Origin of the sequence: Mesorhizobium sp. AA23 (assembly GCF_001672435.1) — a bacterium.
In the GTDB taxonomy this organism is placed as follows: Bacteria; Pseudomonadota; Alphaproteobacteria; order Rhizobiales; family Rhizobiaceae; genus Mesorhizobium.
In genome coordinates this window covers 226,116-250,861 of record NZ_LYTP01000028.1, presented here as the reverse complement: position 1 = coordinate 250,861, position 24,746 = coordinate 226,116, and the positions used below count along the sequence as shown (strand labels likewise).

Below are 24,746 nucleotides of genomic sequence, written 5' to 3'. Positions count from 1 at the left end.
CACGGCACCAGTTCCGCGGAACCTCACGTCATCGGCATTGGCCAAGGAACCATCCATAGCCGAGCTTAGTTGAACTGTCCTGACGCAATGGAGGGTGCGCCGACCGGCGTCGCCGACGGGAAATGCTCGAGCCGCTCTGCTGCGACATGCCGCTTCATCCGACATGGCCGGATCTCGTTGCGCGGCTGTTGCTGACGCTGGTCGCGGGCTTCCTCATCGGCTTGAATCGCGAAGCGCGCGGCCATTCCGCCGGCCTGCGGACGACCATCCTGGTCGGCCTCGCGGCGTGCGTCGCCATGGTCCAGGCCAACATGCTGCTCGACGTTGCCGGCAAGGGACCGGACTCATTCGTGCGCATGGATGTGCTGCGCTTTGCGCTCGGCGTGCTCACCGGCGTCGGCTTCATCGGCGGCGGCGCCATCCTCAGGCGCGGCGATCTCGTCACCGGAGTGACCACCGCCGCCACCATGTGGATCATGACGATGATCGGGCTGGCCTTCGGCGGCGGCCAGTTCGGCCTCGGCGCGATTGCTACAGCATTGACGCTGGTGACGCTGCAGGCCCTGAAGTGGGTCGATCTCAAGATCCCGCGCGACCATAAGGCGATCCTTGCGGTCGCATGGCCGAAGACGGCCCCGCCCGACCTCCAGGAGATCGTACGGCCGCTCGGATACGATGCCCGCTTCGTTGGCATGGAGCACGATGCCGACCGCGACCGCTTCGTGTTTTCCTTCCAAGTCAAATGGCGGCAGCCAGATGCAGTCGAGCCGTCAACTGAGGTGCTGGCGCTGGTCGGCCAACACTGCGAGATCGAGCGGTTTGAATTGATCAGCGAGAAAGTGCCCTGATCAGCGTCAGAAGGGTGGCGAAGCTATTCGGCCGCGCTTGGCGTTTCCGAGTCCGGGCGAATAAGCTTGATGTCCGCTCCCGCCGCCCAGGCGCCGATGTCCTCCCGGCGCAGCGCCGCCGCCATCATGTCGGGAAAATGGTCCGGCGTGCAGGCGAAGACCGGGACGCCCAACGCCGCGACCGAGCCGGCCATGGAGGAGTCGTAGCCGGGACGGCCCTGGTCGGTGAGCGCCAGGAGCACAACGACATTGACGCCCGACCGCACCAGCGCAGCCAGCCGACGAAGCAGTTCCTGACCGTTGCCGCCTTCGTAGAGGTCGGTGATGAGGACGAAATGCGCCTTGGTCGGCCGCTCGATGCGCTCGGCGCAATAAGCGACCGCCTGGTTGATGTCGGTTCCGCCGCCGAGCTGGACGCCGAACAGCACCTCGACCGGATCGCTGAGCTCGTCGGTCAGATCGACGATCGCGGTGTCAAAGCAGACCAGCTTGGTGCGCACGACCGGCAAGGAGGCCATCACGGCCGCGAAGATCGAGGCGTAGATGACCGAACTTGCCATCGAGCCGGACTGATCGACGCAGAGCGTCACTTCGTCGAGGTCGACCAGCCGACGCTGGCGGCGCATGAAGCCGACGAGCTTTTCCGGCACCACGGTCTTGTGGTCTGGCTGGTAGTGGCGAAGGTTCGCCGCGATCGTGCGCGGCCAGTCGATGTCGCGCTGCCGCGGCCGGTTGGTGCGCCTGGAACGGTCGAGCGCGCCGCGGATCGCCTCGGCGGTCTTCTGCTCGAGACGCTGCATCAGCTTGGCGACGATGTCGGAAATGATCGAGCGGGCAATGTCCTTGGTCTTTTCCGGCATCGCCGAGCGCAACGAGACCAGATCGGCAACGAGATTGACGTCGGCCTCGATCGCCTTGAGGAATTCCGGCTCCATCAGCATCTGCTTCAGGTTCAGGCGCTCGAAGGCGTCCTTCTGCACGACCTGGACCACCTGCTCGGGGAAGAAGGAGCGGATATCGCCCATCCATTGCGCGACGCGCGGCGCCGAACGGCCAAGCCCGCCGCGCCGCTTGCGCAGATCGCCGGCGTCGCCGCTGCCGTCGCCGTAGAGCGCATCGAGGGCTGCCGAAAGCCGCCGGTCCTCCTGCGACAGCGCCGAGGAGGACTCATCGTCGGCGCCGATCGCCAGGCGCCAACGGCGCTCCCGCGTCCCTTCGATCGGATGAAGATCGGGTCCGACCGTTTCATCATCCATGGTTGGGCTCCCCCGTAAGCAGCTTGCCGAGGAGACCAAAATGCCGGCGCCAGGCCTCGCCGCCATCGGGTGCCGGCGTCAGTCCGGCGGGCAGGCTCGCCCTGCGGCCGAGCACGGCCTCGATCAGGCGGCGGCGCTCCATGCTGTCGAGATTGGAAAATACGCGGCGCAGCAAAGGCAGGTGCGCAACGAAGGCGTCCTCATCGAGCGATGCCAGCCAGGAATCGACAGCGCCGCGCAGCCCTTCGTCATAGATCAGCCTCTGGCCGGCGCCGCTGAAGACGCCTTCGAAAAAGGCGGCGGCGTCGATGACCGGCGTTCCGGGCGAAAGCCGCTTTGCCAGAAGGCCGGCCGTTGCCTCGGCGGAGAGGTGCCCGGCCTCGTAGAGCAGATGTGCGGCGCAGCCAGCAACGAGCGCCGTCGAGCGCGATGAATCGAGCACGGCCGCAAGGCCGTTCCGCCAGGCATCCAAAACATGCTCGTCCGGCTCGACCAGCCTGATCGCCTCGTCGGCCTTGCGCAGCGCCGCCGTCAAGCCCGCGGCGGCCTGCGCGTCGAGATCGCGCGCGGCGTAAGGCAGCGCGATCGCGCCTTCGATGACCAACCGCTCCAAGAGGCCGGCAAGGCGCTGCGTCTCGGTTTTGCGCGCTTCGCCATAGCGGATGATGTCGGCAAGTGGGGGCACCGACGCAAGGAGCTCCAGGCATTCGCTGCTATGCGCCGCCTTCTCCTCGAGCGCGGCGAGGCCGGCCGCGGACGCCTCGCTCAAGGCGGCGGTGATCGCGCTTTGCACCAGCGTGGCCAGAGCATCGAGCGTCGAAGCGGCGCCGATCATCTGGACAAGCCGGCCGTTGGCGGCCTTCTCGATGGTCGGTCCGTAAATCAGGTTTTCGACCAGGCGCACGGCGTATTCCGGCTGCCAGGCCAGCAGCCAGCGCTCGCGGAACGTGCCGCGGCTGCGGCCGACATCCGTCAACCTGCCCCAGTTCACGCCGAGCACGTTCAGCCGGTGCAGAAGCGTCGACCGAAAGAGACCGCTCTCGCTGCGCAGGTCGATGGAGAGCTCGCGCTCCAGTGCTTCAGGCTTGAGCCGCGCGGCCTTCTGGTTGCGCTGCAAATCATCGATCAGCGGCGCGAGCGGCGTGTCGGCTGGAATCTCGCCGACATCGGCGCCGAGCAGAAGCTCGGCCTCGACCATCTTCCACAGCAAGGCCTCGCCGTTGAAGAGCGCCGCGATCGAGGCCTCACGCAGTTCCTCGAAACCCGGTTTCGGGCGCTCGCGTATGGCGGCAAGCGCCCGCGCCAGACGCTCCGCCTCGATCAGCGAGGCGGTCGAAATCATATGGCCCTTGGCCCTGAGAACCGAAGCGATCCGCGCGAGCCACAGCACCGAAGCGTCATCCTGCCCGCGCGTCTGCCACAGGTGCTTGCTCCAGCCCGGCGCGACGACACCGGCGCCATAGCCATAACCCAGCGCCAGCCGCGGTCCGGTCCATGGCGCGAAGGTCATCGTGGTCTTGCGCCGGCCGATGCCCTTGAGCAGTGCCTGGTCGCTCTTTTGCGTATGCGCAGCTTGCAGGGCGGGCACATGCCACGCGCCGCAGACGACGGCCAGCGGCCCGTCGATTTCTTTGCGCGCAGCGGCGATCTCCAGCCGCATATGCGCCTCGCGCATAGCCTCGAATTTGCCAATGGACGTCTCGCCGTCGCGCAGCGTCGTCATCGCGTCGGCGATGGCAGCGAAGATCGGTCCGGGTGCGGGATTCTGCTCGATGATATCGGACCACCAGCTTTCGCCGTCCTCATAGCCGGCGGCGCGCGCCAAGGTGCCGATCGGATCAAGGATCCGCGAGCTTGCTTCGCTCTGCTCTTCGGTGGCCTCGGGTTCGTCCGCATCGGCGTCGGTCGAACCCTCGGGCCCGTGCTCGGCGAGCCGCGCGGCGGAGGGCAGGTCGATGAAACGCAGCGCCGCCTTGTTGGCGACGGCCCATAGCGCCGCCTGATATTCGGGAGAGAATTCGGCGAAGGGCCAGAAGCGCGTCGCGGCGGGATCGTCCTCGGGGTAGCAAAGCAGCGCCACCGGCGGCTTCATGTCCAGGCTGGCAAGCAGGGGCAGCAAGCGCGAGGCATCCACCGGCCCCTCGATCAGCACGGCAGCCGGCTGCAATTCGTGCAACGCTCTAACCAGGCTCGCGGCGGAGCCCGGCCCATGATGGCGAATGCCGAAATAGCTGATGCCGCCTTGCGTCATGGCTCAGATGGCCGCGTTGAGCGCCGCGTAATAACCGGCGTAGTCCGGCCGCTTCTTCAGCACCGTCTCCAGATATTCCTCAAGCACGACCTTGTCCTGGACCGGGTCCTTGACGATGGCGCCGACCAGGCTTGGCGCCAGGCCTTCGGCGTGGAGCTTGCCGCCGTCGAACCAGGCCGCCTGGCTGAGGCCGCTGATCATCGTGGCGATCGCCTCGGCGGTGGAGAGCGAGCCCGACGGCGTCTTCAGCGTCACCTTGCCGTCCGAGGTCGCGCCGGAGCGCAGCTCGCGGAAGATGGTCAGCACGCGCGCGATCTCCTCGCCGACATTTTTCGGCACCGGCAGGTCCAGTCCGCCGGCCATCTCGCCGACGCGCCGAGACACGATCGAGACCTCTTCCGCCATGTCCTCCGGCAGCGGCAGCACCACGACATTGAAACGGCGCTTCAGCGCCGAGGAGAGTTCGTTGACGCCCTTGTCGCGATTGTTCGCGGTGGCGATGATGTTGAAGCCGCGCTGCGCGTAGATCGAGGTGTTCAGCTCCGGCACCGGCATCATCTTTTCGGACAGCACGGTGATCAGCGTGTCCTGCACGTCGGAGCCCATTCGCGTCAGTTCCTCCAGGCGGCAGAGCTTGCCTTCCTGCATGGCGAGGTAGAGCGGCGTCGGCACCAGCGCCTCCTGGCTCGGCCCCTTCGCCAAGAGCTGCGCATAGTTCCAGCCGTAGCGGATCTGATTCTCGTCGGTGCCGGCCGTGCATTGCACGATCAAGGTCGAGTTTCCCATGATGGCGCCGGCAAGATGTTCCGAGACCCAGGATTTCGCCGTGCCCGGCACGCCGAGCAGGAGCAGCGCCCGGTCGGTCGCGAGCGTCGCCACCGCGGTTTCCATCAATTGCCGACGTCCGATATATTTCGGGGTGATAAGCGTGCCGTCGCTTGCCTTGCCACCCATCAGGTAAGTGAGGACGGCCTTGGGCGACAGGCTCCAGCCGGCAGGCTTCTGGCGGTCGTCGTCGCGCGCGAGCGCCTGCAGTTCGGAGGCATAGACCTGCTCGGCCGGAAGGCGGATGGCTGCGTTCATGCGATCTTCTCCGGGTTGATCATCTGTCGGATTTGCGAAGGGTTTCCGGCCAGCGCCGCATTGAGCCGCAGCAGACCGAGCGAGGGGGAAGCGGGCGACAGGCCGGCGGCGACCACCTCGTCGATCAATTTTTCCGCCGTCTCCGGAGTGGCCAGAACGCCTAGGGTCTCGAGATACTGCTCGGCGCTTCGTTTCATGACCTCGTTGTCACCCGAGACGGCGGAACGCAGCGCTGGAAGCGTCTTGCTCCTTGCGAGGTCGCTCCATTCCAGCCAGCCTGCTTCCGCGCCTTCGACCTGGTTGAGCGCGGCCAGATTTTGCCCGTCATCCAGGATCTGCCTGATCAGGACACGCTTCCTGCCGTTGTCCAAGCGCGACATGAGCTGGAGGACGAGAAGCGCCAGCCCGCCGCCGGCGGCGACAAGCAAATCCGCCAAGCAGGCGACGGCAGCATCGCTGCCGGACACCGCGATCATTCGAACGAGAAAGAGGTCGGCACCCTCATCGACGCCGAACTGCCATGCGCCAATGAAATCGGGCTCTGTCTTGCCGAAGCGGGCGACGAGATCGCCGAGGTAACAGGATGCGAACAGGTCGGCGCGACGCGACTGTTGCGCAGGCGACTTGGGTTTTATCGGCGTGTAGGTGGTGCGGCGGCGGATGAAGCCGGATTTGCCTTCCTCAATGAAAGCGGCGAGCTCGGCTATCGGATCTTTCGACACGCCATCCGCTGGATCGCTACGTTCACCCAACCTTGCCAGGAGCCGGCCGGCCGTTTCGCGCACCTTGCCTGAGCGATCGGCGGACAGGCTCTTTAGAAATGGAATGTCATCGGCACTCAAGCCGAAGCGCATCAGCTCCACGAGCGCAAGCCTGACCTCCGCCGGCTCGCTCGCTCCCTTGGTCTCAATCAACGTCCGCGCCAAGACAGGCATGGTGCGCCGTAATTCGACCAAAGCTGTACGGCGCGCGGCAGGATAGAAATCATCCCAGGTTTCAGCGGTGAGTTGTCCTCGTCGAGACTGCCTGTCGCCATCCGCGCCTGCTTGCCAGTCGACCCAGGGAGCATAGATATCTGGGCTTTCCTGATCCGACGCAGCAGGCATCCAATCCATCGGATGCAGCACGAAGCCTCGGCTGGCGACGAGTGTGGCCACGCGGGTCTTGAGCCTCGCATCAGCGGCGTATTTCAATGCGCCACGCAGCAACGGTCGCAGCCAATCAGGAAGCATCGGCAGCGCGAGCATCGGCAGCGGCGGACGGCGTTTCAAGGTTTTTGGCGCCGCCGGCCGAAGCGCGACATCCAGCGCCTGCGCGGCGATCGCCAAGAGCCGACGTTCCTGCTCGTCCGAGCTGGAGGCAGCCGCGAACTCCTTCCATTCGGCGGGCGCCAATTCGAAAGCGGCGCCGCCCGAAATCCAGTTGTCGCGAAGCCTCGCCAGCCCTGCCTGCTCGAGCTCGTTCATGAGAGATCGAGCCTCCCGATGCTGCTTTGCGAGGCCAGAAGCTCGAGCCTGGCGCCGTTCCACAGTGCTGCCGTGACTGTCAGATCGAGGCCAAGCAAGGTCTGGTTGACGGAGCCGGCGACTGGCAGGGCGATGCCATGCGAATCGTTCGCCGCCTGCCACCAGGCGCCATCCTTCTCGTCCAGCGCGATCGCGCCCGCCGGCAGGAGGATCGGACAGTCGGACAGCCACGGCGCGCCGTCCTGGAAAGCTGCATAGGCGGCCAGCGGATCGCCGGCAGCGTTCGGAGCAAAATCGGGCCAATTGCCGGGCGACGCATCGCCCAGGCGTTCTGCGACCAGTGCGCGAAGCGGAATTCGGGATGGATAGAACACCAGCCTCGCCTTGAAGCGGTCCCCCGGCGCGAAGGCGCCGGAGCGGCGCCCGGCCGAGGCCGGGAAGAAGTCCAGGAGGACGGCAAATCGTGGGATTGGGCTTTTCAGATCGAGCAGCCAGGTCGCGTGGCTGACCAGGCCGTCGCGACGGGCCTCGATCTTCTCACCCAGCACCTCCCAGTCGCTCTCGACCTTGACGGCATCCGGATTGGCAAGGATCTGGTCGCGTGTTTCGGATGTCGAGACCAGGCGCTTCAGCTCGGCATCGTCGGGCGCGGCACGCCAGGCCTTGGCGAGCAGCACCAGCTTACCCAGCTCTCGGATAGCGGCGTCCGGCCGCTCTTCGCTGCGCAGCGCCATCAGTTTCGCGGGCAGCTCGTCGATACGCCCGGCCAAAGCGGTCGCCTTGAGGTCTACAAGCCGCGCCGCGATGCGGCGGCAGCGCTCGCTGCTGGCGTCGACAAAACCGGCAAGGCCGAGCCGAAGCTGGTCGGCAACCCACTGATCCAATTCGTCGAGCGCTGCCGACACGGCACTTCGCGTGTCCTCGGCGCGCTTGCGCTGCGCCGCCTCGCGGCGCTCGGCGGCCGCGGCGTCTTCTACGGCAGCGCTTTGCTCGGGCCGCAACGCCTCGTCGATGCTTTTGCTTTCCGCGCTTGCCGGCGTCGGCGGCTGGCCCGGCTTGCGGCGCCGCCCGAGCCAGTCATTGACCCATTCCGGCGTCTGGTCGACCCGATCGAAGCTGGCGGGCGCGGTGGCGCCGATCCACATCAGCCCCAGTATGTGCTTGCACGGAAATTTTCGCGATGGACAGGTGCATTTGTAGCCGTGGTCGCGGGCATCGAATGCGACGCGGTAGGGATTCGCTCCCGAGCCCTGGCATTCGCCCCAGATGAGGCCCAGCTGTTCGTTTGTCTCGAGACGGGGCCAGTTGGACCGCTTGGTCAGCTTGGCGGCGGCGCCCAGCGAAGCCTGGTCGGGCGCGAGCGCCTCGATTGTTTTCAAATCCAGCTGCAAGCCGCTCCCTCATGACCCCCGAAGCATGATGTCGCGACGATAGATACCTGTTTGCGGCGCGCTGGTGTAGCTCCAGCCGCTGAAAAGTTGGTGTCTTGTCTAACGTTGCGTTGCCCTGTTCATCGTCAGGCGCGCACCCACCAGGATGGCGTGCACAGCATAGGCGCGGCGATCCTCGGCGCTGACGGCCAGCCGATCGGCACGCTATCCATCGCCTCCCCTGTCTCGCGCGTAGACGATGCGGTGGCGGCCCCGGGCGAAGCGGCGATCAGGGCGGCGAGGCTCATCTCGGCGCGGCTGACCGGCGAGGCATGACTCATCTTCCCCGTTGCGGCGAAGATGGTTAGGTGCTGCCGACGCCGTCCCGATGGCAGCTGGCGTCGTGCCCCAGCTTCTCCAAGCCTGACTTCATCATCTGCCTCCTCCACCAGTCGCTTCGCGTTCCGCAACCGGCGGATTTCGCGGCCGAATTCCTCACCGTCAAACAGCGTCCTGGTAAAATTCGATCGGCAGTCCATCGGGATCGGCGATGAAGGTAAACAATCGTCCCGTGTATGGATCTGTTCGGATGGGCTCCACCTCGACGTCTCGCGACCGAAGCAGCTCGGCTGTTGCCTCGACCGAGGCGACCGAGAATGCAATATGCCTTAATCCACAGGCCTCGGGCCTGCTGGGCCGGCTTGGCGGATCAGGGAAACTGAACAGTTCGATCTGGATGGGACCGTGACGCAAATCGCACTTCCAAGACTGCCTTTCGGGGCGCCAGTTTTCGGCCAGAACGACGAAACCGAGCTTGTTCGTGTAGAACTGCTTGGAGGTCTCATAGTCACTGGAGATGATTGCGACATGATGGACAGCCAGGAGCATCAGATTGGCCTCGCGTAAGCGTCGATAACGGCGACCCAGCACAGTCGCATCGGGTATACCTTGGCGCAACCAGGCGCCGACACCGGCCGTGCCGGCTTGGGCGAGCATCTCCACAAGGTCCGGCCACCCTCCCCTCGAGGGGAGCTTATCCGAGCGCTATTCACGCCGTCTTGAGGTCGGTGTACTTCTCGATCGCGTGCAGCGACTTGTCTTTGCCGAAGCGGGACTGCTTGAAGCCGCCGAGCGGTACCGTGATGTCGGCGCCGCCATAGGTGTTGACTTGGACGACGCCGGCATTGATGGCCGCACCATGCGATGCGCGGTCGAACGCTTCGAGGTGCACACACTGCAGAAGCAAGACCATAGACGGTGGCGTTGGCAAGGCGCACCGTCTCTTCCTCGCTTTCGAAGCGCATGACGCCGAGCACCGGCATGCACAATGTGATGTTCGGCCGCGTCGTCGACATCCGCCATGGCAGCGACGAGGCGGCGCTGCTCTATGTCGGGCGCAACTACATGCAGCCCAGCGCACTGGGAGTTTCGGTGGCTAGTCGGTCAGTCTGGCGCTGATTCCGACTCGATCAGGCTTTCCAGCATGTCCAGCAGGCGCTCGTACTGCTCGGCGCCGTAACGCTTCTCGATGGCGTCGTAGATGGCGGTGCGCTCGGGCGCCAGCTCCTCGATCAGCGCCACGCCGGCCGGGCTGATGGCGAGCAGAGCGCGGCGGCCGTCATCCTTGACCTTGTTGCGGGTGATGAATTCGCGCTCGTCCAGTGCTTTGATCATGCGGGTGAGACTGGGCGGCAGGATCGAGGCGCGGTTAGCGAGCTCGGTCGCTTCCAGCGGACCGGTCTCGGCAAGCACGCGCAGCACGCGCCATTGCTGCTCGGTGATGTCGTGGCGAGCAAGCATCGGACGAAAATGCGCCATGATCACTTCGCGGGCGCGAAGCAGAGCCATGGGCAGGGAAGGGCGGGTGCTGGGCGGCAGCAGAGTCAACTCTCCGAAAAGTTCCAGTCCAGTACGACTCGCAACAGAAATTAACGCTCGGATCGCAGCTATATCCGCGATTTCTCCGAGAGCGGCAATCCCGTCCCCGACGACCCCGTCGACATGGAGACCAAGCACTTGACATTCGGTCGCCAAGCCCTTGCCCCACATGGGGATCGAATATTCGGCGAATCTCGACGCGAAGGTCGAGATGAGCGAGCTTTGCGCGCTCGTTTCACGCATCATCCTCGAGACCGGCCTGTTCGAGCCCGGCGCCGAGCGGGTGCGCGCCTTCCGTGCAGATGCCCATGCGGTCGCGGACCGGCTCCCCGAGAACGGCTTCATCGACATGAATTTCCGCATCGGCAGGGGCCGCAGCGCGGAGGAGAAGAAGCGGACCGGCGAGGCGATCATCAAGGGGTTATCGCGCGCGTTCTATGTCGACACGCTCGGCCTGCAGGTGAGCGACGAGACCAGCGACGCGATCTATCTGCGCGCGCTGGAGGAGCGCGGCCACCCCAGCCCGCGCGAGGCAGACCTGCGCTGGATCGGCGCCATCGTGTCGCGCAACGGCGAGGTGGAGGAGACGGGGCTCGGTGCCGGCGTGCTCGATCATCCGGCCAAGGCATTGTGTGGCTCGCCGACCGGCTGCATCAGTACGGCATGCAAATCGAGGCCGGACAGGTGGTGCTGTCGGGCTCCTTCATCCGGCCGGTCGAATGCCGGCATGGCGATCGGATCGTCTCGGATTTCGGGCCCTTTGGTGCGATCCGCATCGCTTTCGCCTGACCGGCCGCGCGAATTTGCAAGCTGCGCGCTGCCCCAAAGAAAAAGGCCGGGCGCGAAAGCGGCCCGGCCAAGAAATGAAGGTCATAACCTTCAGAGGGGAACATCGCCCGGCGCAATGGGAGGAAAACACCGAGCGATGGCCTCTATTTGGAGCGGTTGCGGTATATTTTCCACGAACTGAATTCCAAAAACTGGCCGGAAGGCGAAAAAATATCGCGCGGGCAGCGGCAAAGCTCAGCCGGCCGCCGCTGCCTTTTCCAGAAGATCGGCATAGTGCTGCCGGGCCACGTCGGGATGCGACCTCAGACGGCTCTTCAGCACATTGGTTCCGACGTTGCGGAAGAGCGGATTGTCGGGATCGCTGGCCGGCCCGCGCGCCTCAGCCGCCAGTTCCTGCGGAAGGTCGAGCAGCGGGATGGTCGCGTCGAGCCGGGCGCTGAAGAAGAACGGCACCGAAATCCGCTCGACGCCTGGCGGCGGTGTGACGACGCGGTGCACGGTTGCTCTCAGATACCCGTTCGAAGCGAGTTCGAGCAGTTCGCCGATGTTGACCACGAGCGTTTGCGGAATCGGATCCACATTCACCCAGCTGCCATCATATTCGACCTGCAGCCCCTTGTTCTCGTCCTGCAGCAGAAGGGTGAGGAAACCGCCATCCTTATGCGCGCCGACGCCCTGGTCGTCACCGGTGGCGTCGCGGCCTGGGTAGCGCACGATCTTCATGCGGTGGTTGGGCTCGCTGCCATAGATCGGGTCGAAGGCGTCCTCCGGCTGATCGAGTGACAGCGCGAAGGCCTTGAGCAGCCGGATGGCTACCTCCGTCGCCTTGGTCTGCCAGGCAAGCAGCGCCGGCTTCAGTTCGGGCAACGCAGCCGGCCACTGGTTCGGACCTTGCAGCCGGGTCCAGGCCGGCACGCTCGGCCCTTGCGAAATGGTCGCGCGCTCGACGCCGATGTCGAGCTGCTCGCGCCAGTCGGCCTTGCCCCTGGTCAGCTCGCCGCCGGCACGCGTGTAGCCGCGAAACTGCGGCGACTTCACCATCTCGATGGCCAGCTTGTCGGCCTCCGACAAGGCAAAGAAGCGCCGCGCGGCATCGAGCACCGCGTCGATGTCCGGCTGCGTTATGCCGTGGCCGCTGAGATAGAAGAAGCCGACATCGCGAGCGGCGGTGCGCAGATCAAACAAGAAGGTCCGCAGTTCCGACTCGCCCTGCTCCAGTCGGTCGAGATCGAGCACCGGGATTATTCTGGCCATGGACAGCTTCCTCTTGGCGGCAACTCTCTGTTTTTCGCAAGTCCGGACGGAAAACCGATGCGCACTTTCCTGGAATTGCTCGAGCAACCCCGCCGCACGATGACATGCGCGTCATTGCAGGTGAAGAAACGCGCCAACCAATCTCGTTGCAAATGGAGCAAGCCGCCGCTCAATTCCCGGGTTTTCGCGGCAAATTGCGTTCATTCGACTTCCGCTTCTCGCGTTTCGCCTATCCGCGATGATCCAGCCACGCGACCAGCCGGTCCACACCACTGGATGCCGCAGACCAGCACGATCAGCACCACCACCGCCGCAACCATGACGCCGGTCTCGCGTCGGGGCGCGTTATTGCACGGTTCGTGGAATGGATCGTCAGAACGTCTCGACCCAGGGCCTCAGCTCGACCTCGAAGCTCCAGGCGCTGCGATGCTGGCGGTGGACTGCGAGATAGGTCTCGGCGATCGCGTCCGGCGAGAGGCGGCGATCCGGCCGGTCTGGCTCGGCCGCCTGCCCGGGCGGCTCGATCTGGCCGTCGATGATGAAATGCGCGACATGGATGTTCTTCGGACCTAGCTCGCGCGCCATCGACTGCGCCAGCCCGCGCAGCCCGAATTTCGGCATGGCGAAGCCGGCCGAGCCGGAGAAGCCCTTGAGACTCGCAGTGGCGCCGGTGAACAGGATCGAGCCGGAGCCGCGCGCAACAAGCCGGCGCGCCGCCTGCTGGCCGACGAGGAAGCCGCCATAGGCGCCGACGAGCAGGGCCTGCTTGACCGCCTCCGGATCGAGCTCGGCGATCGGGCCGCGCGTGCGGCCGCTGGCGTTGAAGACGGCAATTTCGAGGGAGCCGGCCTTGTCGGCCGCCTCGAACAGCCGCGCGACGGAGGCGGCATCCGACACGTCCGTCCCCACCGCCTGCGCACCCGTCTCCTGAACCAGTGCGGAGAGCTTGTCGACATTGCGGGCGGCCAGCACGACGCGAAAACCTTGCTTGCCGAGGAGCCGCGCCAGCGAAGCGCTGAGGCCAGCTCCAGCGCCTGCGATCACTGCGACGTTGGCGGCCATGTCGTTCCTCCTGCGAGTACGCGTTGTTCAGTTGATGTTGATAGTCGCACAAGCTCGCTCCTTCGGCGGCAAGAGGCAAGGACCAGGTTGCTCCGTTTTGGCAGTGCGACACAAAGGCGGTGCACGTGAGAGGTCCCGGCGCATCCGAAAGACTTGCCTGTCGCGCCGATCCGTCCGACACGTGGTCCAGCGGCGATTCGAGGAACGACCATGGAACCAATCTGGGCCGTCGGCCTGATGACCGGTACGGTGCTTGACGGCAATATCGACGTGGCGCTGATTAAAACCGACGGCGAGCGCATCGCCGACACCGGCACATACACACTGGCCCCCTACCCGCAATCGATCCGCACCCTGCTCGAAGAGACCCTGCGCCAAGCACGCGTCTGGAATTTCGAGGGGCCGGAGCCGACGATTTTTCGCGAGGCGGAGGAGGCGCTGACGCGCGCGCAGTCGGCGGCGGTCAGGGATTTGGTCGAAAGCCAGGGCATGACGATGGCCGATATCGGCGTTGTCGGCTTCCACGGCCAGACGGTGCTGCATCGCGCCCCGCAGCCGCGACGAATCGGCCGCACGCGCCAGCTCGGCGACGGCGAGCTGATGGCCGCCCTGCTTGGCACCAAAGTCGCCTATGACTTCCGCACGGCCGATGTGGCGGCCGGCGGACAAGGCGCGCCGCTCGCTGCCGCGTATCATGCGGCGCTGCTCAAAGAGGCCGACGCCAGCGGCGACACCGCGGTGCTCAATCTGGGCGGCGTCGGCAACATCACCTGGTGGGACGGCAAAGACAACATCGTCGCCTTCGACACCGGGCCGGCCAATGCGCCGGTCAATGATTTCATCAAGGCGAAGGGCCTCGGCGAGATGGATCGCGACGGCAGACTGGCTGCCGCGGGTACGGTCGACGAGGCAAGGCTAGAGCGGCTGCTGCAGCATCCGTATCTGACGAAGCCTTACCCAAAATCGCTTGACCGCTTCGACTTCACCGCGGCCATGGCCGACGGGCTCGGCGCGGAGGACGGCGCAGCGACGCTGACGGCTTTCACCGTCTCGGCGGTCGGCAAGGCGCTCGATCTGTTGCCGCGCCGGCCAAGACGACTGGCGGTCAGCGGCGGCGGCCGCCGCAACCCGACCATGATGGCGATGCTCGGCCAGCGCGCCGGCGTCGAAGTGGTGCAAGGCGAGACGCTCGGCTGGAAGGGCGACGCGGTCGAAGCGGAATGCTTCGCGTTCCTCGCGGTGCGCGTGCTGCGCGGCCTGCCGATCAGCTTTCCGAGCACCACCGGGGTGCCGCAGCCGATGCGCGGTGGAAAGCTCGCGGGTTAAGACAACTTCTTCTGCAGGAAGATGCGGCTGCGGCCGACCGGAAAATCGGCGAGCGTGCCGAACGGCTGGTAGCCCTGGCGCTGATAGACCTTGGCCGCGGTAGGATTGAAAGTGTCGATCCACGCGGCCTGGCAGCCGCGCGCCAGCGCTTCCCGTTCGGCTGCGTCCAGCATGCTCGCGGCGATGTGCCGGCCACGCCAGGTTTCATCGACCCAGAGCCATTGCACATAGAGCCAGCCCCAGGCGGTGTAACCGGAAATGCCGGCGACGATCGCGCCGGCGTCGTCGCGAACGAAGACGGCGAGCGTCTTCCGGCCCGAGGCACCGACATCGCTGTCGTTGAAGGCGGTCAAGCCCTCGCCGACACGGGCGAGATCCTGCGGCAAGGGCTCGGCGGTGATCTCGAGCGTCATCTTCATGGTGGCTCCGGTGCGGTTCGGAAGCCAGCCTTAGCCAAGGAGCGAAGCGACACGCAAGCCTATTGCCGGGCAGAGCGCCACGCCGCGGCCGATGCCGCCACCAGCATCAGCAAGGCGGCGACCAGGGCGCAGTTGGCGAAGCCGAGGGCGGTGTAGAGCGGGCCGAAACCGGCGGTGCCGACGGTTACGGCGAAATAGGTGACTGCGCTGTTCAGGCCCATGATCGTGCCGCGCCGCGCGGCGTCGAGCGCGGTGAGCCGCATCACCAGAACGTTCAGCCCGAAATGGTTGGCAAGGCCCCAGACGGCGATCGTCGCCATCAGCAGGCCGAAGGTGCCGCTGGCCGAGGCGATCGCCACATAGACGGCGGCGACCAGCAGATAGGCGAAGGGCATGACCCGACGGGCGCCGAGACGGTCGATGACGCCGTCAAGCAGCGCCGCCGCGCCGAAGCCGAGCCCGTAAGCGATCGCCGCCAGCCCGTTGGCGCTGACCGGCTCGCCGAGACCTTCATGGAGATGATCGCCGAGATAGCCGTAGACGCCATAGAAGGCCGTCATGAAGGCGCCGCAGGCGATCAGCAGCGGCAGGATTCCGGGCACAGCCAGCGCGCCGAGCGGCGACGGTGCCGGACCGCTTTTCCTGGTGTCGCGCAGCGAGCTGACCGACAGGCCGGCGACGGCGGCTCCGGCGAGAAGCGCGACAGCGGCGAAGACGGCCCGCCAATGGATCAGATCGGCAAGCACCGCCGACAGCGACACTCCGGCGACCATGGACAGCGTCCAGCCGGTCAGCACGACGCCGATCGTTCCGCTCTCGCGGCCGGGCGGCGCGATCGCTGCGGAGCTGGCGTAGATCGCCGGCATGGCGACGCCAGCAGCGATGCCGGCAACGAGCTGGGCCGCGACCAGCGCCGCCACCGTCGGCGCGAGCGCGCTGCCCACCAGTGCCAGCGCAAGCAACAGCAGTGCGCCCTGCAGCATGCGGCGGGCGCCGATCCGGTCGATATAGCGGGCAAGAAAAAGCGCGCTGGCCGAGGTGCCGAGGCCGAAGGCAGCGGCGGCCGTCATCACCGCCGGCACGCTTGCCGCGAAGGATGCCGCGACGGCGGGCGCTATCGGCCCGAGAACCAGTGAGTTGGAGCCGATGACGGCGATGCAGCCGGTGAGCAGGTAGGCTGCGGCCGGGATCGGTGCACGGGACGCCGCAGTCAGAATCGCTGATTGATCACTGTTCGACATATCTCCATAATGACCGAATTGAATTCAGCATCAATGGAGAATTTCCAAATGGACTCAGCAACAGATGACGTTCAGCGGAACAAGCAGCCAACCCGTGAGGTCGACCCGATCGACCGAAAAATATTAGGCGTTCTGGTCGACGATGCGACCATCAGTTATGCCGAGCTCGGCGATCGCGTCGGCCTGTCGCCACCGGCGGCGCATGAGCGGGTGAAGCGGCTCAGGCGCAGCGGCGCCATCCGCGCCACCTCGGCGATCATCGATCCGAAGGCGGTAAAGAAGCCGCTGCTCGCCTTCGTGCACATCGATACCAGGGGCTGGGGCAAGACGCCGAAATTGATGGCGATCTCGGAATGCCCGGAAGTGGAAGAGATTCATTCGGTCGCCGGCGACACTTGCATGCTGCTCAAGGTGCGCACCGAGGACACAAGGGCGCTGGAAGGCCTGCTGTCCCGTATCTACGAGACGCCGGGCGTGGTCTCGACGCGCAGCTATGTGGTGCTTTCGACCTATCTCGAACGGCCGGTGCAGCCAGAGATCACGGCCGAATGGCCGGCACCCAAACATATGGCGACGCCTGTCTACTAATTAGCCGGCTTACGGGGTCGTCGCGCTGCGATAGATATCGAGGACGCGCGTGACGCTGGCAATCAGAAGCTCAAGCGCGGTCGGCGTGATCCGACCGGCGCCGACCTCGGCATCGAGATGGCCGAGATACTGGCTGATCAGGGGGCGTGGAATCTCGCGATCGCCGAGCGCCGCCAGCAGCGCTTCGGTCGCATGCTGCGCATCGGGTGATGGCCAGTAGTAGCGGATGCGGTCGCTGAAGGAGAAATGCCGCTGCAGGCGCTGCTCGTCAGGCGTTCCCGGATAATATTTCTGCCAATTGCCGGGTGAGGCCAGCATGATGCGTTCCATCGCGGTCGGCAAGCTTTCGCGCGAGGGATCGGGCGCGAGCGCGTCGGCGATGTGGCTCAGGCCATAGAGCGCCTCGCGCAATGCGAAGGTGAGCCAGGGGCCGACCTTGAGGATGGCGAAGCCGTCGCGCACGAGCGCGGCCAAAGCTTCCGCCGGCTGATAGTCGGTCGAATGCGCCTCGAAGACGAATTGCGGCTGGCTTTCCAGCGCCGCGACCAGCTTCGTCGCCCTCTCGGGCGCATAGGCGATGATGTCGGCATTGCCGAATTCGACGCCGGGCTGAACGACGACGCCGACAGCCCGGGCAAAAGCGGCATCGAGGCCGAGACGGCAGAAGGCCTGGCGATGGAGCTCGACCGTGCGGAGCGCATCGGCCGGCTCGGTCACATGCATATGGTCGAGCGCTTCCAGCGCGCCGCCCGGAACCGGCACTTCGGTGCCGATGATGTAGACGGGTTTTTCACCGCCCGAGCGGGCGACCGCCGCCTCGGCAACCGCCGCAAGCTCGGCCGCGCGCGCGGCAATCGTCTCGTCGGCGAGTGCCACGGAATCGTCGGCACAAGCCATGCTGGTGTCGAGATGCAGCTTGGTGAAGCCGGCGGAGGCATAGGCGTCGATCATCGCCGCCGCCTTGTTCATCGCTTCCGCCGCGGGCAGATGCTTCCAAGGATTCGGGCCGAGGTGATCGCCGCCGAGGATCAGCCGGTCGAACGGAAAGCCGGTCCTGCCTGCTTGCGTCTCGACGAAGGCTCGAAAGGCGGCCGGGGTCATGCCGGTATAGCCGCCCTCGTGATTGACCTGGTTGCAGGTCGCCTCGATCAGCACATCGGCGCCATTCCTCGCGCCGTGGCGGAGCGTCGCTTCGATCACCAGCGGGTGCGCCGAACAGATCGAGGCGATGCCGCCCTTCGCGCCTGCCGCGCGGCGAGCGGCGATGCCAGCAAATCTTGCCGTGGCGCCGGTCATGCGCGTGCGGTCGCTTTTGCGATGAAGGCCTCGACGTCGGCGAGCCGGTGAATGCCTTCCATCGGCCCCTTGCGGGTAACGGCGAGCGCGCCGCAGGCATTGGCGATGCGCAGTGCATCGGCGGGCGAGGCACCGCGCAGCCAGAAGGAAACGAAGGCGGCGCCGAAGCAATCGCCGGCGCCGGTCGGATCGACTTCCTCGACCACAAAGCCGGGCATGGCGAGCGTGCCCTTGCGGTCGTGATAAGTGGCGCCATCGGCGCCTTTCTTCAGCACGATGCAGGAGATGCCTCGCCCCAGCAATTCGCGGACCGCGGCCTGTTCGTCGCTGGCGGAGGAGAAAAGGAACAGTTCGTTGCCGCTCGGCAGGAAGACATCTGTCTGCGCGAGCACATGATCGAGCGCCTGACGCGTGCCGGACGCCTGCATGATCTCGCGACGGATGTTCGGATCGAAGGACACCGTGCCGCTCTTGGCCTTCACGGCCGCGATCGCGGCGAGTGCGACGTCGGTGGCGCGATCGGAAAAAAGCGAAGAGCCCATGACATGGACATGATCGGCTCCGGCCAAGAGCCGCTTGGCGGCATCGTCCATTTCCAAAAGGCCGGCGGCGCTGTTCCGGATATTGAAAACAAAATGCCTGGATGCATCGGTCCGGTAGGTGACGAAGGCGGTGCCGGTTGCATGGCCTTCACGGACGGCGATTGCCGAAACGTCGGCGCCGAGCGCGCTGAGCCGGTCGATGTTCAACTGGCCGAAATCGTCTCCGCCGACGGCGCCGATGAGACCCGCAGGCTGGCCGAGCGCCGCCGCTTGGCCGATGAAGATCGCCGGGGCGCCGGACGGAAAGGGGCCGGCCAGCGGACCGGGCTCGAGGAAGCTCTGGCCGATTAATTCCGCCATGATCTCGACGAGGATCTCGCCGGCTGAGACCAGCTTCTTCATCACGTCCTCCCCAGCATTCGCCATGCATGGCTTTAGGGCTTGGAATACGGCCCCCTCTTTTTCACGTCAATTAATAAATTTACGCATGGAATGATTTCTCCGGACGCGTTGAAACTTGCGGAGCTTCCTGTAAAGTTTCAACTTGCAGGCGCACGCCGATGCGCCGTATGAGCGCCGGAGCAGCGCCATGGGAGCGAGGTTCCATGCCGCGAGGGTTTGGATGCCGATGACTCACAAGACGATGGAGGAGTTCGCCCGTTCCTGCGGCGTCTCCAGGCCGACCTTGTCGAAATTCTTCGACGATCCGACCAGCGTCAAGCCGGCGACGCGAAAACGCATCGAGGATGCGCTGCGCTCGTCCGACTATCAGCCCAATCTGTTCGCGCGAAACCTCAACCGCAAGCGCACCCGCAGCATCGGCATCGTCGTGCCGACGGTGACCGACCCGTTCTATTCCGAGATGGTCAGCCGCATCGAACTCAGGCTGCGCGACGAAGGCTATTGGCCGATCGTCATTTCCTCGCATGGATCGAGCGAACTGGAAGCCGAGGCGACGCGGACGATCCTGTCGTTGAAGGTCTCCGGCGCGCTGATAGCACCGCTCGGCCGGCGCTCGGACCAGCGGGCGATCGAGAAGCTGACGCAGGCGATCCCGATTGTCTATTTCGACACCTATCTCGAAGGCGGCACGCCTTTCGTCGGCAACAACAATGTGCAGAGCATGTCGACCATCGTCGACTATCTCTGCCGCTCGGGCGATGCCCCGGTCTATTTCGATATTCCGCATGTCAATCACAATTCGCGCGAGCGGGTGGAGAGTTATGTCGATGCCATGAAGCGGCTCGGGCAGGAGCCGCTCGTCTTCGGCAATACCGACGACTACACATGGGAGTTCGAACGGATCGGCTACAAACAGACGGAAAAGCTGCTCGGCAATGGCGGCCTGCCGGGCAAGACCATATTGTGCGCCAACGATCGTCTCGCCTTCGGCGTGATGGCGGCCGCCTTCTCGAAAGGGCTGAAGGTGGGCCGCAAGGCGGATTGCGACCTGCGGGTGGCTGCGCATGACGATCATCCGCTCAGCCGCTACACCTGCCCGGCGCTCACCACCATGGCGCAGGATTTCGCGGCGATGGCCGGAAGCAGCGTCGAGACGCTGCTTACCCTGCTCGACGAGGACGGCGCGCCCGTCGCGGCGAAGGTCAATCTCGACGCGACGCTGGTGATGCGCCAGTCGGCCTAGGGATACCGAACTCCCGCTGGGCGATCACGGCGCCTCAGGCAAGCAGGCTCGCCGCCTCGTCTTCGCCGAGCAGCGGCGGCTGGTCGACCGAGCCGACGACGGCGACGGAGTTCCGGCTTTCGCCGGAGGCGAGGATCGCTTCCATGACCTCGAGCACGTGCAGCGCCAGTTCGCCGGACGCGCGGGGTCTGCGCCCTTCCGACAGCGACCGCGCCAGGTCGGCGACGCCGAGCATGCGATAGTTGGCGCGGTCCGGTGCGGCATAGGGCCAGTTGCGCGCGCCGTAGAGCTCGCCTTCGCTCTCGAAATCCTTCCAGTCGGCGCCGTGCGCCGATAGCGAGACCGTGCCGCCAAACGTGTCGGGATCGGGTAGCCTGAGCGAGCCTTCCGTCCCGTGCAGCTCGATCGGATGGTTGGAATGTTTGAAGACGTCCCAGGAGGCGCCGAAGGTGACGGTGGCGCCGCAGTGGAATTCGAGCAGCGACAGGATGTTGGTCGGCGTGCCGACCCTGAAGCTGGTGTTTTTGTAAGGGCCTTCGGCGGTGATCAGGCGCTCGTCCTGACCGCGCGTCGTCATCGCCATGACGCGGGCGACCGGGCCGAGCAGGTTGACCAGCATCGTCAGGTAGTATGGCCCCATGTCGAACACCGGACCGCCGCCCGGCTGATAGTAGAATTGCGGATTGGGATGCCAATGCTCCATGCCGCGCCCCATCATGAAGGCGGTGCCGGTCACGGCGCGGCCGATCGCGCCCTCGTCCATTAGGCGGCGGGCACGCCGCCCGGCTGCGCCGAGGAAGGTGTCTGGAGCCGAGCCCAACAGCAGATCGCGCTTCGCCGCCTCCGCGACCAGCCGGCGGCCCTCGCCGGCCGAGGTCGCCAGAGGCTTTTCCGTGAAGACGTGCTTGCCCGCGGAAAGCGCCGAATGGGTGATGTCGAAATGCGCCGACGGAACGGTGAGGTTGAGGACGAGATCGACCTCGGGATCGGCCAGCAGCGCATCGACCGGCAGCGCGCGGATACCGTATTCCCTTGCCCGTAGCGCGGCCATGTCGGCGGAAATATCGGCGCAGGCGCGCAGTTCCCCGCCGGCGAAAAGTGCTGCGTTGCGCAGATAGGTCATCGATATGTTGCCGCAACCGATAACGCCGATACCGAGCTTCGCGCCTGATTTTGCTTGCATTTCCTTCCGACCTCCCATGCGGCACCGCCGCAGACAACCCGCTGCAACGGCGGCGGACCATGTTCGTGACTCGCTATAGCGCATTTTAAATCTTGACGCGCGTAAAATTTTTATAGAGCATGTGAAAATGCTGGCTCGACATCGGAGGCCGCCAGCTCAAAACCATTGAGGAATTTTGCACTCATGAGCCTAGGAACCAAGGTGCGCCTTGCGCGCCTCTTCTCGCATCCGTCCGGGAAGCTTTTTGGCGGCGCGGTCGACCACTTTGTCGGCTATGGCGACGTGCGCAAAGGCGGGCTTGCCGATCTGCCCGGTGCGCTCGCGCGCGTCATGATGGGCAAACCCGACTACGTCAGCATCCAGCCCGGCACCGCGCGCCATCTGTGGCCGCAATACGCGGGCAAAGCGTCTCTGGTGATCCAAGCGGGCTGCTTCACCCCAGACGATCGCATCAGCGAGCTGATTGCAACGCCGGAGGATGCGGTGCGCGCCGGGGCCGATGCGTTGGCCGTCGCCATTCCGGTGCGCGGCGCGACCGAGGGTAAGTACATACGCTGGCTGACCGACTCGGTGAATGCGGCGGCACGCTACGGCATGCCGGTGGTGGCGCATATCTACCCGCGCGATTTCACCGACGGAGCAAAAATCGTCTTCACCCCCGACGAGATCGCCTATGCGGCGCGCATCGGCTACGAGTCCGGCGTCGACGTGATCAAGATGGGCTACACGGGCGATTTCGAGTCGTTCCGAGAGACCGTCCGGACCTGCCCGGTGCCGGTTGTGATCGCGGGTGGTCCGAAGACCGAGACGCTGCTCGGCGCCCTTCAGCAGACGGCGGACGCCATACGTGCCGGCGCGCGCGGTGCCGTGGTCGGTCGCAATCTCTGGGGGCACGGCGATCCGGAGAAGGCGGCACTTGCCTTTCGGAGCGTCATCCATGACGGCCTTTCGGCAGAAGACGCCCTGGCGAAGGCGGGTGCCTGAACGATGCCCACCGTCCCTTCAATCCTCGGCTTCGGCGCTATTGCGATCGACGACATCGTCTATGTCGATCAGCCGTTGTCGGCGGGCAAGGGGAAGGTTCTGCAAACTGCCCGAACTTTCGGCGGAAATGTCGCGACGGCCCTTGCCGCCGTCGCGCGGCTCGGCGGAACCGCCGGGTTCGTCGGATGGCTGGCCAGTGCCGCTGACGACGCCGTGCTGTGCGATCTCGTTGCGAGCGGAGTTGAAACCGCATTCGCGCCGCGCCACCCGCACGCACGCCCGGTGCGCTCGCGGATCATCGTCGGCTCGGATGGGGAGAGGTTCATCGCGTATGACGACGAAGCGATGCTGGGCACCGCGCCAGACTTTCCGGACGAGGTCCTCAGCCGCGCGGCCGTCCTGATCGTCGATAGTTACGCGATCCGGTCGATGGATGTCGTGGCTCGGGCTCGCGATCTCGGCCTTGCAATCCTCGGCGATATCGAATGGAGCAGCGGCCCAGCCACCGAGAGGCTGATCGGGCTCTGCGACCATCTCATTCTTCCCCTCGGCTTCGCGCGGACTGCCACGGGCGGCCGATCGCCCGCCGAGATGCTCGACGCATTGTGGATGCCGTCGCGGTCCACCGTGGTTCTGACTGACGGCGGCAGGGGCGTCTATTATCGCGGACGCAACGAGGCAGGGCTCTGGCACCTGCCTCCGCACCGGGTTGCCGTCGTTGACTCGACCGGCGCCGGTGACTGCTTTCACGGTGCCTATGCCCATGCATTGACGCGCGGAGCCGAGACCGCAGGCCGGGTCGCATTCGCAGCCGCGGCCGCGGCCCTGTCGATAACGGGGCGTGGCGGGCGCGAGGCGCTGCCGACCGAGGGCCAGGTCACGGAACTCCTGGCATCGACAAACGCCCCGTCGGCAGTCGAACTGAAATCTGCGCAGCTCGATACCGGAACATAGTCTGAACTATCCGAGGAAGATTTCGCAGGGCGACCATAGGCCGACAATAATCATAAAAATGAGCGGCTTAGACTTGTGGAGGGAGGAAGATGGCAGAAGTCATTCTTGAGAATATCTGCAAGACCTACGGGAACAACTTTCATGCAATCGACCAATTGAACTTGTCGGTCGAGGATGGCGAGTTCTTGATTCTCGTCGGGCCGTCCGGCTGCGGCAAATCCACCGCCTTGCGAATGATCGCGGGATTGGAGGACGTCACAAGCGGCAGCCTTCGGATCGGCGGAGTCGACGTGGTCGACATGCCGCCCAAGGACCGGGACATCGCGATGGTCTTCCAGAGCTACGCGCTCTACCCGCATATGACGGTGTTCGAAAACATCGCCTTTTCGATGCGGCTGGCAGGCAAGCCGAAGGCCGAACGCAAGAAGCGGGTGGACGAGATCGCCAAAACCCTTCAGCTGACATCTCTGCTCGACAGCAAACCCGCGAACCTTTCAGGCGGACAGCGTCAACGGGTTGCCATGGGCCGCGCCATGGTGCGCGAGCCGGCCGCCTTCCTCATGGACGAACCCCTTTCCAATCTGGACGCGAAGCTGCGTGTTCAAATGCGCGCCGAAATCACCAGCCTGCAAAAGCAGCTCGGCGTCACGACCATATACGTGACCCACGACCAAACCGAGGCGATGACGATGGGGGACAGGGTCGCGGTGTTGAAGGGCGGCGTGCTGCAGCAGGTCGACACTCCCAAGAGACTCTATGAATCGCCGGTGAACGCCTTCGTTGCCGGCTTCATCGGTTCTCCTTCGATGAACCTGTTCGAGGGGACGCTGACGGGCGACGAACTGATGTCCGGCACCTTCGCCATCCGGCTGCAGGACGCAGCCTTCGTGCGCAGGCCGTCCTTGAGGTCGTATGCGGGGCGCAAGGTCGTGTTCGGGATCCGACCGGAGGATCTCTATGACAGCAGTCTCGAATCCGGCCGCAAGTATCAGACGATCCCGGCAAAGGTGACCTCGATCGAAGAACTCGGGTCCGAACACATCGTTCATCTCAGCATCGACGCGGTGCGGGTGGACTCCGGCGATCCGGACGCGGTGCAGGATTTCGGCATGACCTCGAACGCGGTGGCGAAATTCGAACCGGTCAGCACAGTCCTGCCCGGCTCGGAGATCCGCTTAGCCGTGGACGACGCCAAGCTCCATTTCTTCGATCCCGAAACGCATCTGGCGATCTGAAGATTTGTCGCAGAGCCCGCAGGCAGGAGCGATGCGCCTGCGAAAGTACTCGTAAGAAGACTTCTGAATGAAGCAG

25 protein-coding genes and 2 pseudogenes are annotated in these 24,746 nt (G+C 65.2%); 11 read left to right on the top strand and 16 right to left on the bottom strand.

The window, feature by feature from the left end:
* The first annotated feature begins 122 nt into the window (after positions 1–122).
* The gene (locus A9K66_RS20970; protein ID WP_067327725.1) at positions 123–848 is read left to right on the top strand and encodes an MgtC/SapB family protein; all 726 of its coding nucleotides are present in this window, start codon (positions 123–125) and stop codon (positions 846–848) included.
* A gap of 23 nt (positions 849–871) precedes the next feature.
* Here the strand turns inward: A9K66_RS20970 and A9K66_RS20965 are convergent, their stop codons facing one another.
* The 5 genes from A9K66_RS20965 to A9K66_RS20945 are packed head-to-tail and all read right to left on the bottom strand — an operon-like array spanning position 872 to position 8,283.
* Entirely contained in the window at positions 872–2,104 is a 1,233-nt protein-coding gene (locus A9K66_RS20965) for a VWA domain-containing protein (RefSeq protein ID WP_067327723.1), read from the bottom strand.
* The gene (locus A9K66_RS20960) at positions 2,097–4,355 is read right to left on the bottom strand and encodes a DUF5682 family protein (protein ID WP_067327721.1); all 2,259 of its coding nucleotides are present in this window, start codon (positions 4,353–4,355) and stop codon (positions 2,097–2,099) included. Before A9K66_RS20960 ends, A9K66_RS20965 begins: the two co-directional genes overlap by 8 nt.
* Before the next feature lie 3 nt (positions 4,356–4,358).
* On the bottom strand, positions 4,359–5,438 hold the full coding sequence (locus A9K66_RS20955; protein WP_067327719.1) for an AAA family ATPase: 1,080 nt from the start codon (positions 5,436–5,438) through the stop codon (positions 4,359–4,361).
* Positions 5,435–6,904 carry a DUF5691 domain-containing protein gene (locus A9K66_RS20950; protein WP_067327717.1) on the bottom strand — a complete coding sequence of 490 codons (1,470 nt, stop codon included), beginning with the start codon at positions 6,902–6,904 and terminating at the stop codon, positions 5,435–5,437. Before A9K66_RS20950 ends, A9K66_RS20955 begins: the two co-directional genes overlap by 4 nt.
* Positions 6,901–8,283, bottom strand: a complete 1,383-nt coding sequence (locus A9K66_RS20945; protein WP_245307628.1) for an SWIM zinc finger family protein — start codon at positions 8,281–8,283, stop codon at positions 6,901–6,903. Before A9K66_RS20945 ends, A9K66_RS20950 begins: the two co-directional genes overlap by 4 nt.
* Before the next feature lie 162 nt (positions 8,284–8,445).
* On the opposite strand from A9K66_RS20945, the gene A9K66_RS30820 reads away from it, so the two are divergent.
* Positions 8,446–8,610: a hypothetical protein gene (locus A9K66_RS30820; RefSeq protein ID WP_197507502.1), complete on the top strand. Its 165-nt coding sequence runs from the start codon at positions 8,446–8,448 to the stop codon at positions 8,608–8,610.
* A gap of 165 nt (positions 8,611–8,775) precedes the next feature.
* Here the strand turns inward: A9K66_RS30820 and A9K66_RS20940 are convergent, their stop codons facing one another.
* Together A9K66_RS20940 and A9K66_RS20935 are read right to left on the bottom strand one after the other, a co-directional pair.
* The gene (locus A9K66_RS20940) at positions 8,776–9,270 is read right to left on the bottom strand and encodes a VOC family protein (protein ID WP_245307627.1); all 495 of its coding nucleotides are present in this window, start codon (positions 9,268–9,270) and stop codon (positions 8,776–8,778) included.
* 52 nt (positions 9,271–9,322) lie between these two features.
* Positions 9,323–9,593 (bottom strand): annotated as a pseudogene (locus A9K66_RS20935) (aldehyde dehydrogenase family protein); the annotation flags it as partial.
* Between A9K66_RS20935 and A9K66_RS30450 the strand changes: the two are divergent.
* The gene (locus tag A9K66_RS30450; protein WP_197507505.1) at positions 9,538–9,732 is read left to right on the top strand and encodes a hypothetical protein; all 195 of its coding nucleotides are present in this window, start codon (positions 9,538–9,540) and stop codon (positions 9,730–9,732) included. The pseudogene A9K66_RS20935 and the gene A9K66_RS30450 overlap by 56 nt on opposite strands.
* Here A9K66_RS30450 and hpaR read toward each other — a convergent pair.
* On the bottom strand, positions 9,718–10,122 hold the full coding sequence (gene hpaR / locus A9K66_RS20930; protein ID WP_095800975.1) for a homoprotocatechuate degradation operon regulator HpaR: 405 nt from the start codon (positions 10,120–10,122) through the stop codon (positions 9,718–9,720). The two genes, A9K66_RS30450 and hpaR, sit on opposite strands and share 15 nt — an antisense overlap.
* A gap of 190 nt (positions 10,123–10,312) precedes the next feature.
* On the opposite strand from hpaR, the gene A9K66_RS31645 reads away from it, so the two are divergent.
* Positions 10,313–11,122, top strand: a complete 810-nt coding sequence (locus A9K66_RS31645) for a hypothetical protein (protein ID WP_348626456.1) — start codon at positions 10,313–10,315, stop codon at positions 11,120–11,122.
* Between the two features lie 53 nt (positions 11,123–11,175).
* On the opposite strand, the gene A9K66_RS20920 is transcribed toward A9K66_RS31645, so the two are convergent.
* Positions 11,176–12,195: an isopenicillin N synthase family oxygenase gene (locus A9K66_RS20920; RefSeq protein ID WP_067327710.1), complete on the bottom strand. Its 1,020-nt coding sequence runs from the start codon at positions 12,193–12,195 to the stop codon at positions 11,176–11,178.
* A 104-nt stretch (positions 12,196–12,299) separates the two neighbouring features.
* Here A9K66_RS20920 and A9K66_RS30445 point away from each other — a divergent pair, with 104 nt between their 5' ends.
* The gene (locus tag A9K66_RS30445) at positions 12,300–12,437 is read left to right on the top strand and encodes a hypothetical protein (RefSeq protein ID WP_156751110.1); all 138 of its coding nucleotides are present in this window, start codon (positions 12,300–12,302) and stop codon (positions 12,435–12,437) included.
* On the opposite strand, the pseudogene A9K66_RS30440 reads toward A9K66_RS30445, so the two are convergent.
* Both A9K66_RS30440 and A9K66_RS20915 read right to left on the bottom strand, forming a co-directional pair.
* Positions 12,425–12,533: pseudogene (locus tag A9K66_RS30440) on the bottom strand (ABC transporter permease); the annotation flags it as partial. The gene A9K66_RS30445 and the pseudogene A9K66_RS30440 overlap by 13 nt on opposite strands.
* A 34-nt stretch (positions 12,534–12,567) precedes the next feature.
* Positions 12,568–13,257 carry an SDR family NAD(P)-dependent oxidoreductase gene (locus A9K66_RS20915; RefSeq protein WP_067327707.1) on the bottom strand — a complete coding sequence of 230 codons (690 nt, stop codon included), beginning with the start codon at positions 13,255–13,257 and terminating at the stop codon, positions 12,568–12,570.
* 210 nt (positions 13,258–13,467) lie between these two features.
* Between A9K66_RS20915 and A9K66_RS20910 the strand changes: the two genes are divergently transcribed.
* Positions 13,468–14,583, top strand: coding sequence for an anhydro-N-acetylmuramic acid kinase (locus A9K66_RS20910; protein WP_067327703.1), 1,116 nt, complete (start codon positions 13,468–13,470; stop codon positions 14,581–14,583).
* Here A9K66_RS20910 and A9K66_RS20905 read toward each other — a convergent pair.
* Together A9K66_RS20905 and A9K66_RS20900 are read right to left on the bottom strand one after the other, a co-directional pair.
* Positions 14,580–15,002, bottom strand: a complete 423-nt coding sequence (locus A9K66_RS20905; RefSeq protein ID WP_066989003.1) for a GNAT family N-acetyltransferase — start codon at positions 15,000–15,002, stop codon at positions 14,580–14,582. The two genes, A9K66_RS20910 and A9K66_RS20905, sit on opposite strands and share 4 nt — an antisense overlap.
* Before the next feature lie 59 nt (positions 15,003–15,061).
* Positions 15,062–16,243, bottom strand: coding sequence for an MFS transporter (locus A9K66_RS20900; RefSeq protein WP_067327699.1), 1,182 nt, complete (start codon positions 16,241–16,243; stop codon positions 15,062–15,064).
* A gap of 48 nt (positions 16,244–16,291) precedes the next feature.
* Between A9K66_RS20900 and A9K66_RS20895 the strand changes: the two genes are divergently transcribed.
* Complete coding sequence (locus A9K66_RS20895) at positions 16,292–16,831, top strand: Lrp/AsnC family transcriptional regulator (RefSeq protein WP_067328007.1); 540 nt, start codon at positions 16,292–16,294, stop codon at positions 16,829–16,831.
* Positions 16,832–16,840: 9 nt separating this feature from the next.
* Here the strand turns inward: A9K66_RS20895 and A9K66_RS20890 are convergent, their stop codons facing one another.
* Both A9K66_RS20890 and A9K66_RS20885 read right to left on the bottom strand, forming a co-directional pair.
* Positions 16,841–18,127: a D-tagatose-bisphosphate aldolase, class II, non-catalytic subunit gene (locus tag A9K66_RS20890; RefSeq protein ID WP_067327696.1), complete on the bottom strand. Its 1,287-nt coding sequence runs from the start codon at positions 18,125–18,127 to the stop codon at positions 16,841–16,843.
* Positions 18,124–19,071 carry a sugar kinase gene (locus A9K66_RS20885; protein ID WP_067327692.1) on the bottom strand — a complete coding sequence of 316 codons (948 nt, stop codon included), beginning with the start codon at positions 19,069–19,071 and terminating at the stop codon, positions 18,124–18,126. Before A9K66_RS20885 ends, A9K66_RS20890 begins: the two co-directional genes overlap by 4 nt.
* A gap of 220 nt (positions 19,072–19,291) precedes the next feature.
* Here A9K66_RS20885 and A9K66_RS20880 point away from each other — a divergent pair, with 220 nt between their 5' ends.
* The gene (locus A9K66_RS20880) at positions 19,292–20,314 is read left to right on the top strand and encodes a LacI family DNA-binding transcriptional regulator (RefSeq protein WP_067327689.1); all 1,023 of its coding nucleotides are present in this window, start codon (positions 19,292–19,294) and stop codon (positions 20,312–20,314) included.
* A gap of 34 nt (positions 20,315–20,348) precedes the next feature.
* Here the strand turns inward: A9K66_RS20880 and A9K66_RS20875 are convergent, their stop codons facing one another.
* On the bottom strand, positions 20,349–21,497 hold the full coding sequence (locus A9K66_RS20875) for a Gfo/Idh/MocA family oxidoreductase (protein ID WP_067327686.1): 1,149 nt from the start codon (positions 21,495–21,497) through the stop codon (positions 20,349–20,351).
* A 183-nt stretch (positions 21,498–21,680) separates the two neighbouring features.
* On the opposite strand from A9K66_RS20875, the gene A9K66_RS20870 reads away from it, so the two are divergent.
* From A9K66_RS20870 to A9K66_RS20860, 3 genes are all read left to right on the top strand, one after another.
* Positions 21,681–22,481 (top strand): class I fructose-bisphosphate aldolase, encoded by an 801-nt coding sequence (locus A9K66_RS20870; RefSeq protein ID WP_067327683.1) that lies wholly within the window; start codon positions 21,681–21,683, stop codon positions 22,479–22,481.
* 3 nt (positions 22,482–22,484) lie between these two features.
* Positions 22,485–23,435, top strand: a complete 951-nt coding sequence (locus tag A9K66_RS20865) for a PfkB family carbohydrate kinase (RefSeq protein ID WP_067327680.1) — start codon at positions 22,485–22,487, stop codon at positions 23,433–23,435.
* 89 nt (positions 23,436–23,524) lie between these two features.
* Entirely contained in the window at positions 23,525–24,670 is a 1,146-nt protein-coding gene (locus A9K66_RS20860) for an ABC transporter ATP-binding protein (RefSeq protein ID WP_067327677.1), read from the top strand.
* Positions 24,671–24,746: the final 76 nt, after the last annotated feature.

Excerpts from the sequence above, each read along its gene's own strand:
- A9K66_RS20905 (WP_066989003.1), bottom strand. The coding sequence starts at position 15,002 with ATGAAGATGACGCTCGAGATCACCGCCGAGCCCTTGCCGCAGGATCTC.
- A9K66_RS20910 (WP_067327703.1), top strand. The coding sequence starts at position 13,468 with ATGGAACCAATCTGGGCCGTCGGCCTGATGACCGGTACGGTGCTTGAC.
- A9K66_RS20885 (WP_067327692.1), bottom strand. The coding sequence starts at position 19,071 with ATGAAGAAGCTGGTCTCAGCCGGCGAGATCCTCGTCGAGATCATGGCG.
- A9K66_RS20965 (WP_067327723.1), bottom strand. The coding sequence starts at position 2,104 with ATGGATGATGAAACGGTCGGACCCGATCTTCATCCGATCGAAGGGACG.
- A9K66_RS20900 (WP_067327699.1), bottom strand. The coding sequence starts at position 16,243 with ATGTCGAACAGTGATCAATCAGCGATTCTGACTGCGGCGTCCCGTGCA.
- A9K66_RS20870 (WP_067327683.1), top strand. The coding sequence starts at position 21,681 with ATGAGCCTAGGAACCAAGGTGCGCCTTGCGCGCCTCTTCTCGCATCCG.
- A9K66_RS20890 (WP_067327696.1), bottom strand. The coding sequence starts at position 18,127 with ATGACCGGCGCCACGGCAAGATTTGCTGGCATCGCCGCTCGCCGCGCG.
- A9K66_RS20950 (WP_067327717.1), bottom strand. The coding sequence starts at position 6,904 with ATGAACGAGCTCGAGCAGGCAGGGCTGGCGAGGCTTCGCGACAACTGG.
- A9K66_RS20895 (WP_067328007.1), top strand. The coding sequence starts at position 16,292 with ATGGACTCAGCAACAGATGACGTTCAGCGGAACAAGCAGCCAACCCGT.
- A9K66_RS20880 (WP_067327689.1), top strand. The coding sequence starts at position 19,292 with ATGCCGATGACTCACAAGACGATGGAGGAGTTCGCCCGTTCCTGCGGC.
- A9K66_RS20875 (WP_067327686.1), bottom strand. The coding sequence starts at position 21,497 with ATGCAAGCAAAATCAGGCGCGAAGCTCGGTATCGGCGTTATCGGTTGC.
- A9K66_RS20915 (WP_067327707.1), bottom strand. The coding sequence starts at position 13,257 with ATGGCCGCCAACGTCGCAGTGATCGCAGGCGCTGGAGCTGGCCTCAGC.
- A9K66_RS30445 (WP_156751110.1), top strand. The coding sequence starts at position 12,300 with ATGCGCGTCATTGCAGGTGAAGAAACGCGCCAACCAATCTCGTTGCAA.
- A9K66_RS20865 (WP_067327680.1), top strand. The coding sequence starts at position 22,485 with ATGCCCACCGTCCCTTCAATCCTCGGCTTCGGCGCTATTGCGATCGAC.
- A9K66_RS20970 (WP_067327725.1), top strand. The coding sequence starts at position 123 with ATGCTCGAGCCGCTCTGCTGCGACATGCCGCTTCATCCGACATGGCCG.
- A9K66_RS20940 (WP_245307627.1), bottom strand. The coding sequence starts at position 9,270 with ATGCTCGCCCAAGCCGGCACGGCCGGTGTCGGCGCCTGGTTGCGCCAA.
- hpaR (WP_095800975.1), bottom strand. The coding sequence starts at position 10,122 with ATGGCTCTGCTTCGCGCCCGCGAAGTGATCATGGCGCATTTTCGTCCG.
- A9K66_RS20960 (WP_067327721.1), bottom strand. The coding sequence starts at position 4,355 with ATGACGCAAGGCGGCATCAGCTATTTCGGCATTCGCCATCATGGGCCG.
- A9K66_RS20860 (WP_067327677.1), top strand. The coding sequence starts at position 23,525 with ATGGCAGAAGTCATTCTTGAGAATATCTGCAAGACCTACGGGAACAAC.
- A9K66_RS20920 (WP_067327710.1), bottom strand. The coding sequence starts at position 12,195 with ATGGCCAGAATAATCCCGGTGCTCGATCTCGACCGACTGGAGCAGGGC.
- A9K66_RS20955 (WP_067327719.1), bottom strand. The coding sequence starts at position 5,438 with ATGAACGCAGCCATCCGCCTTCCGGCCGAGCAGGTCTATGCCTCCGAA.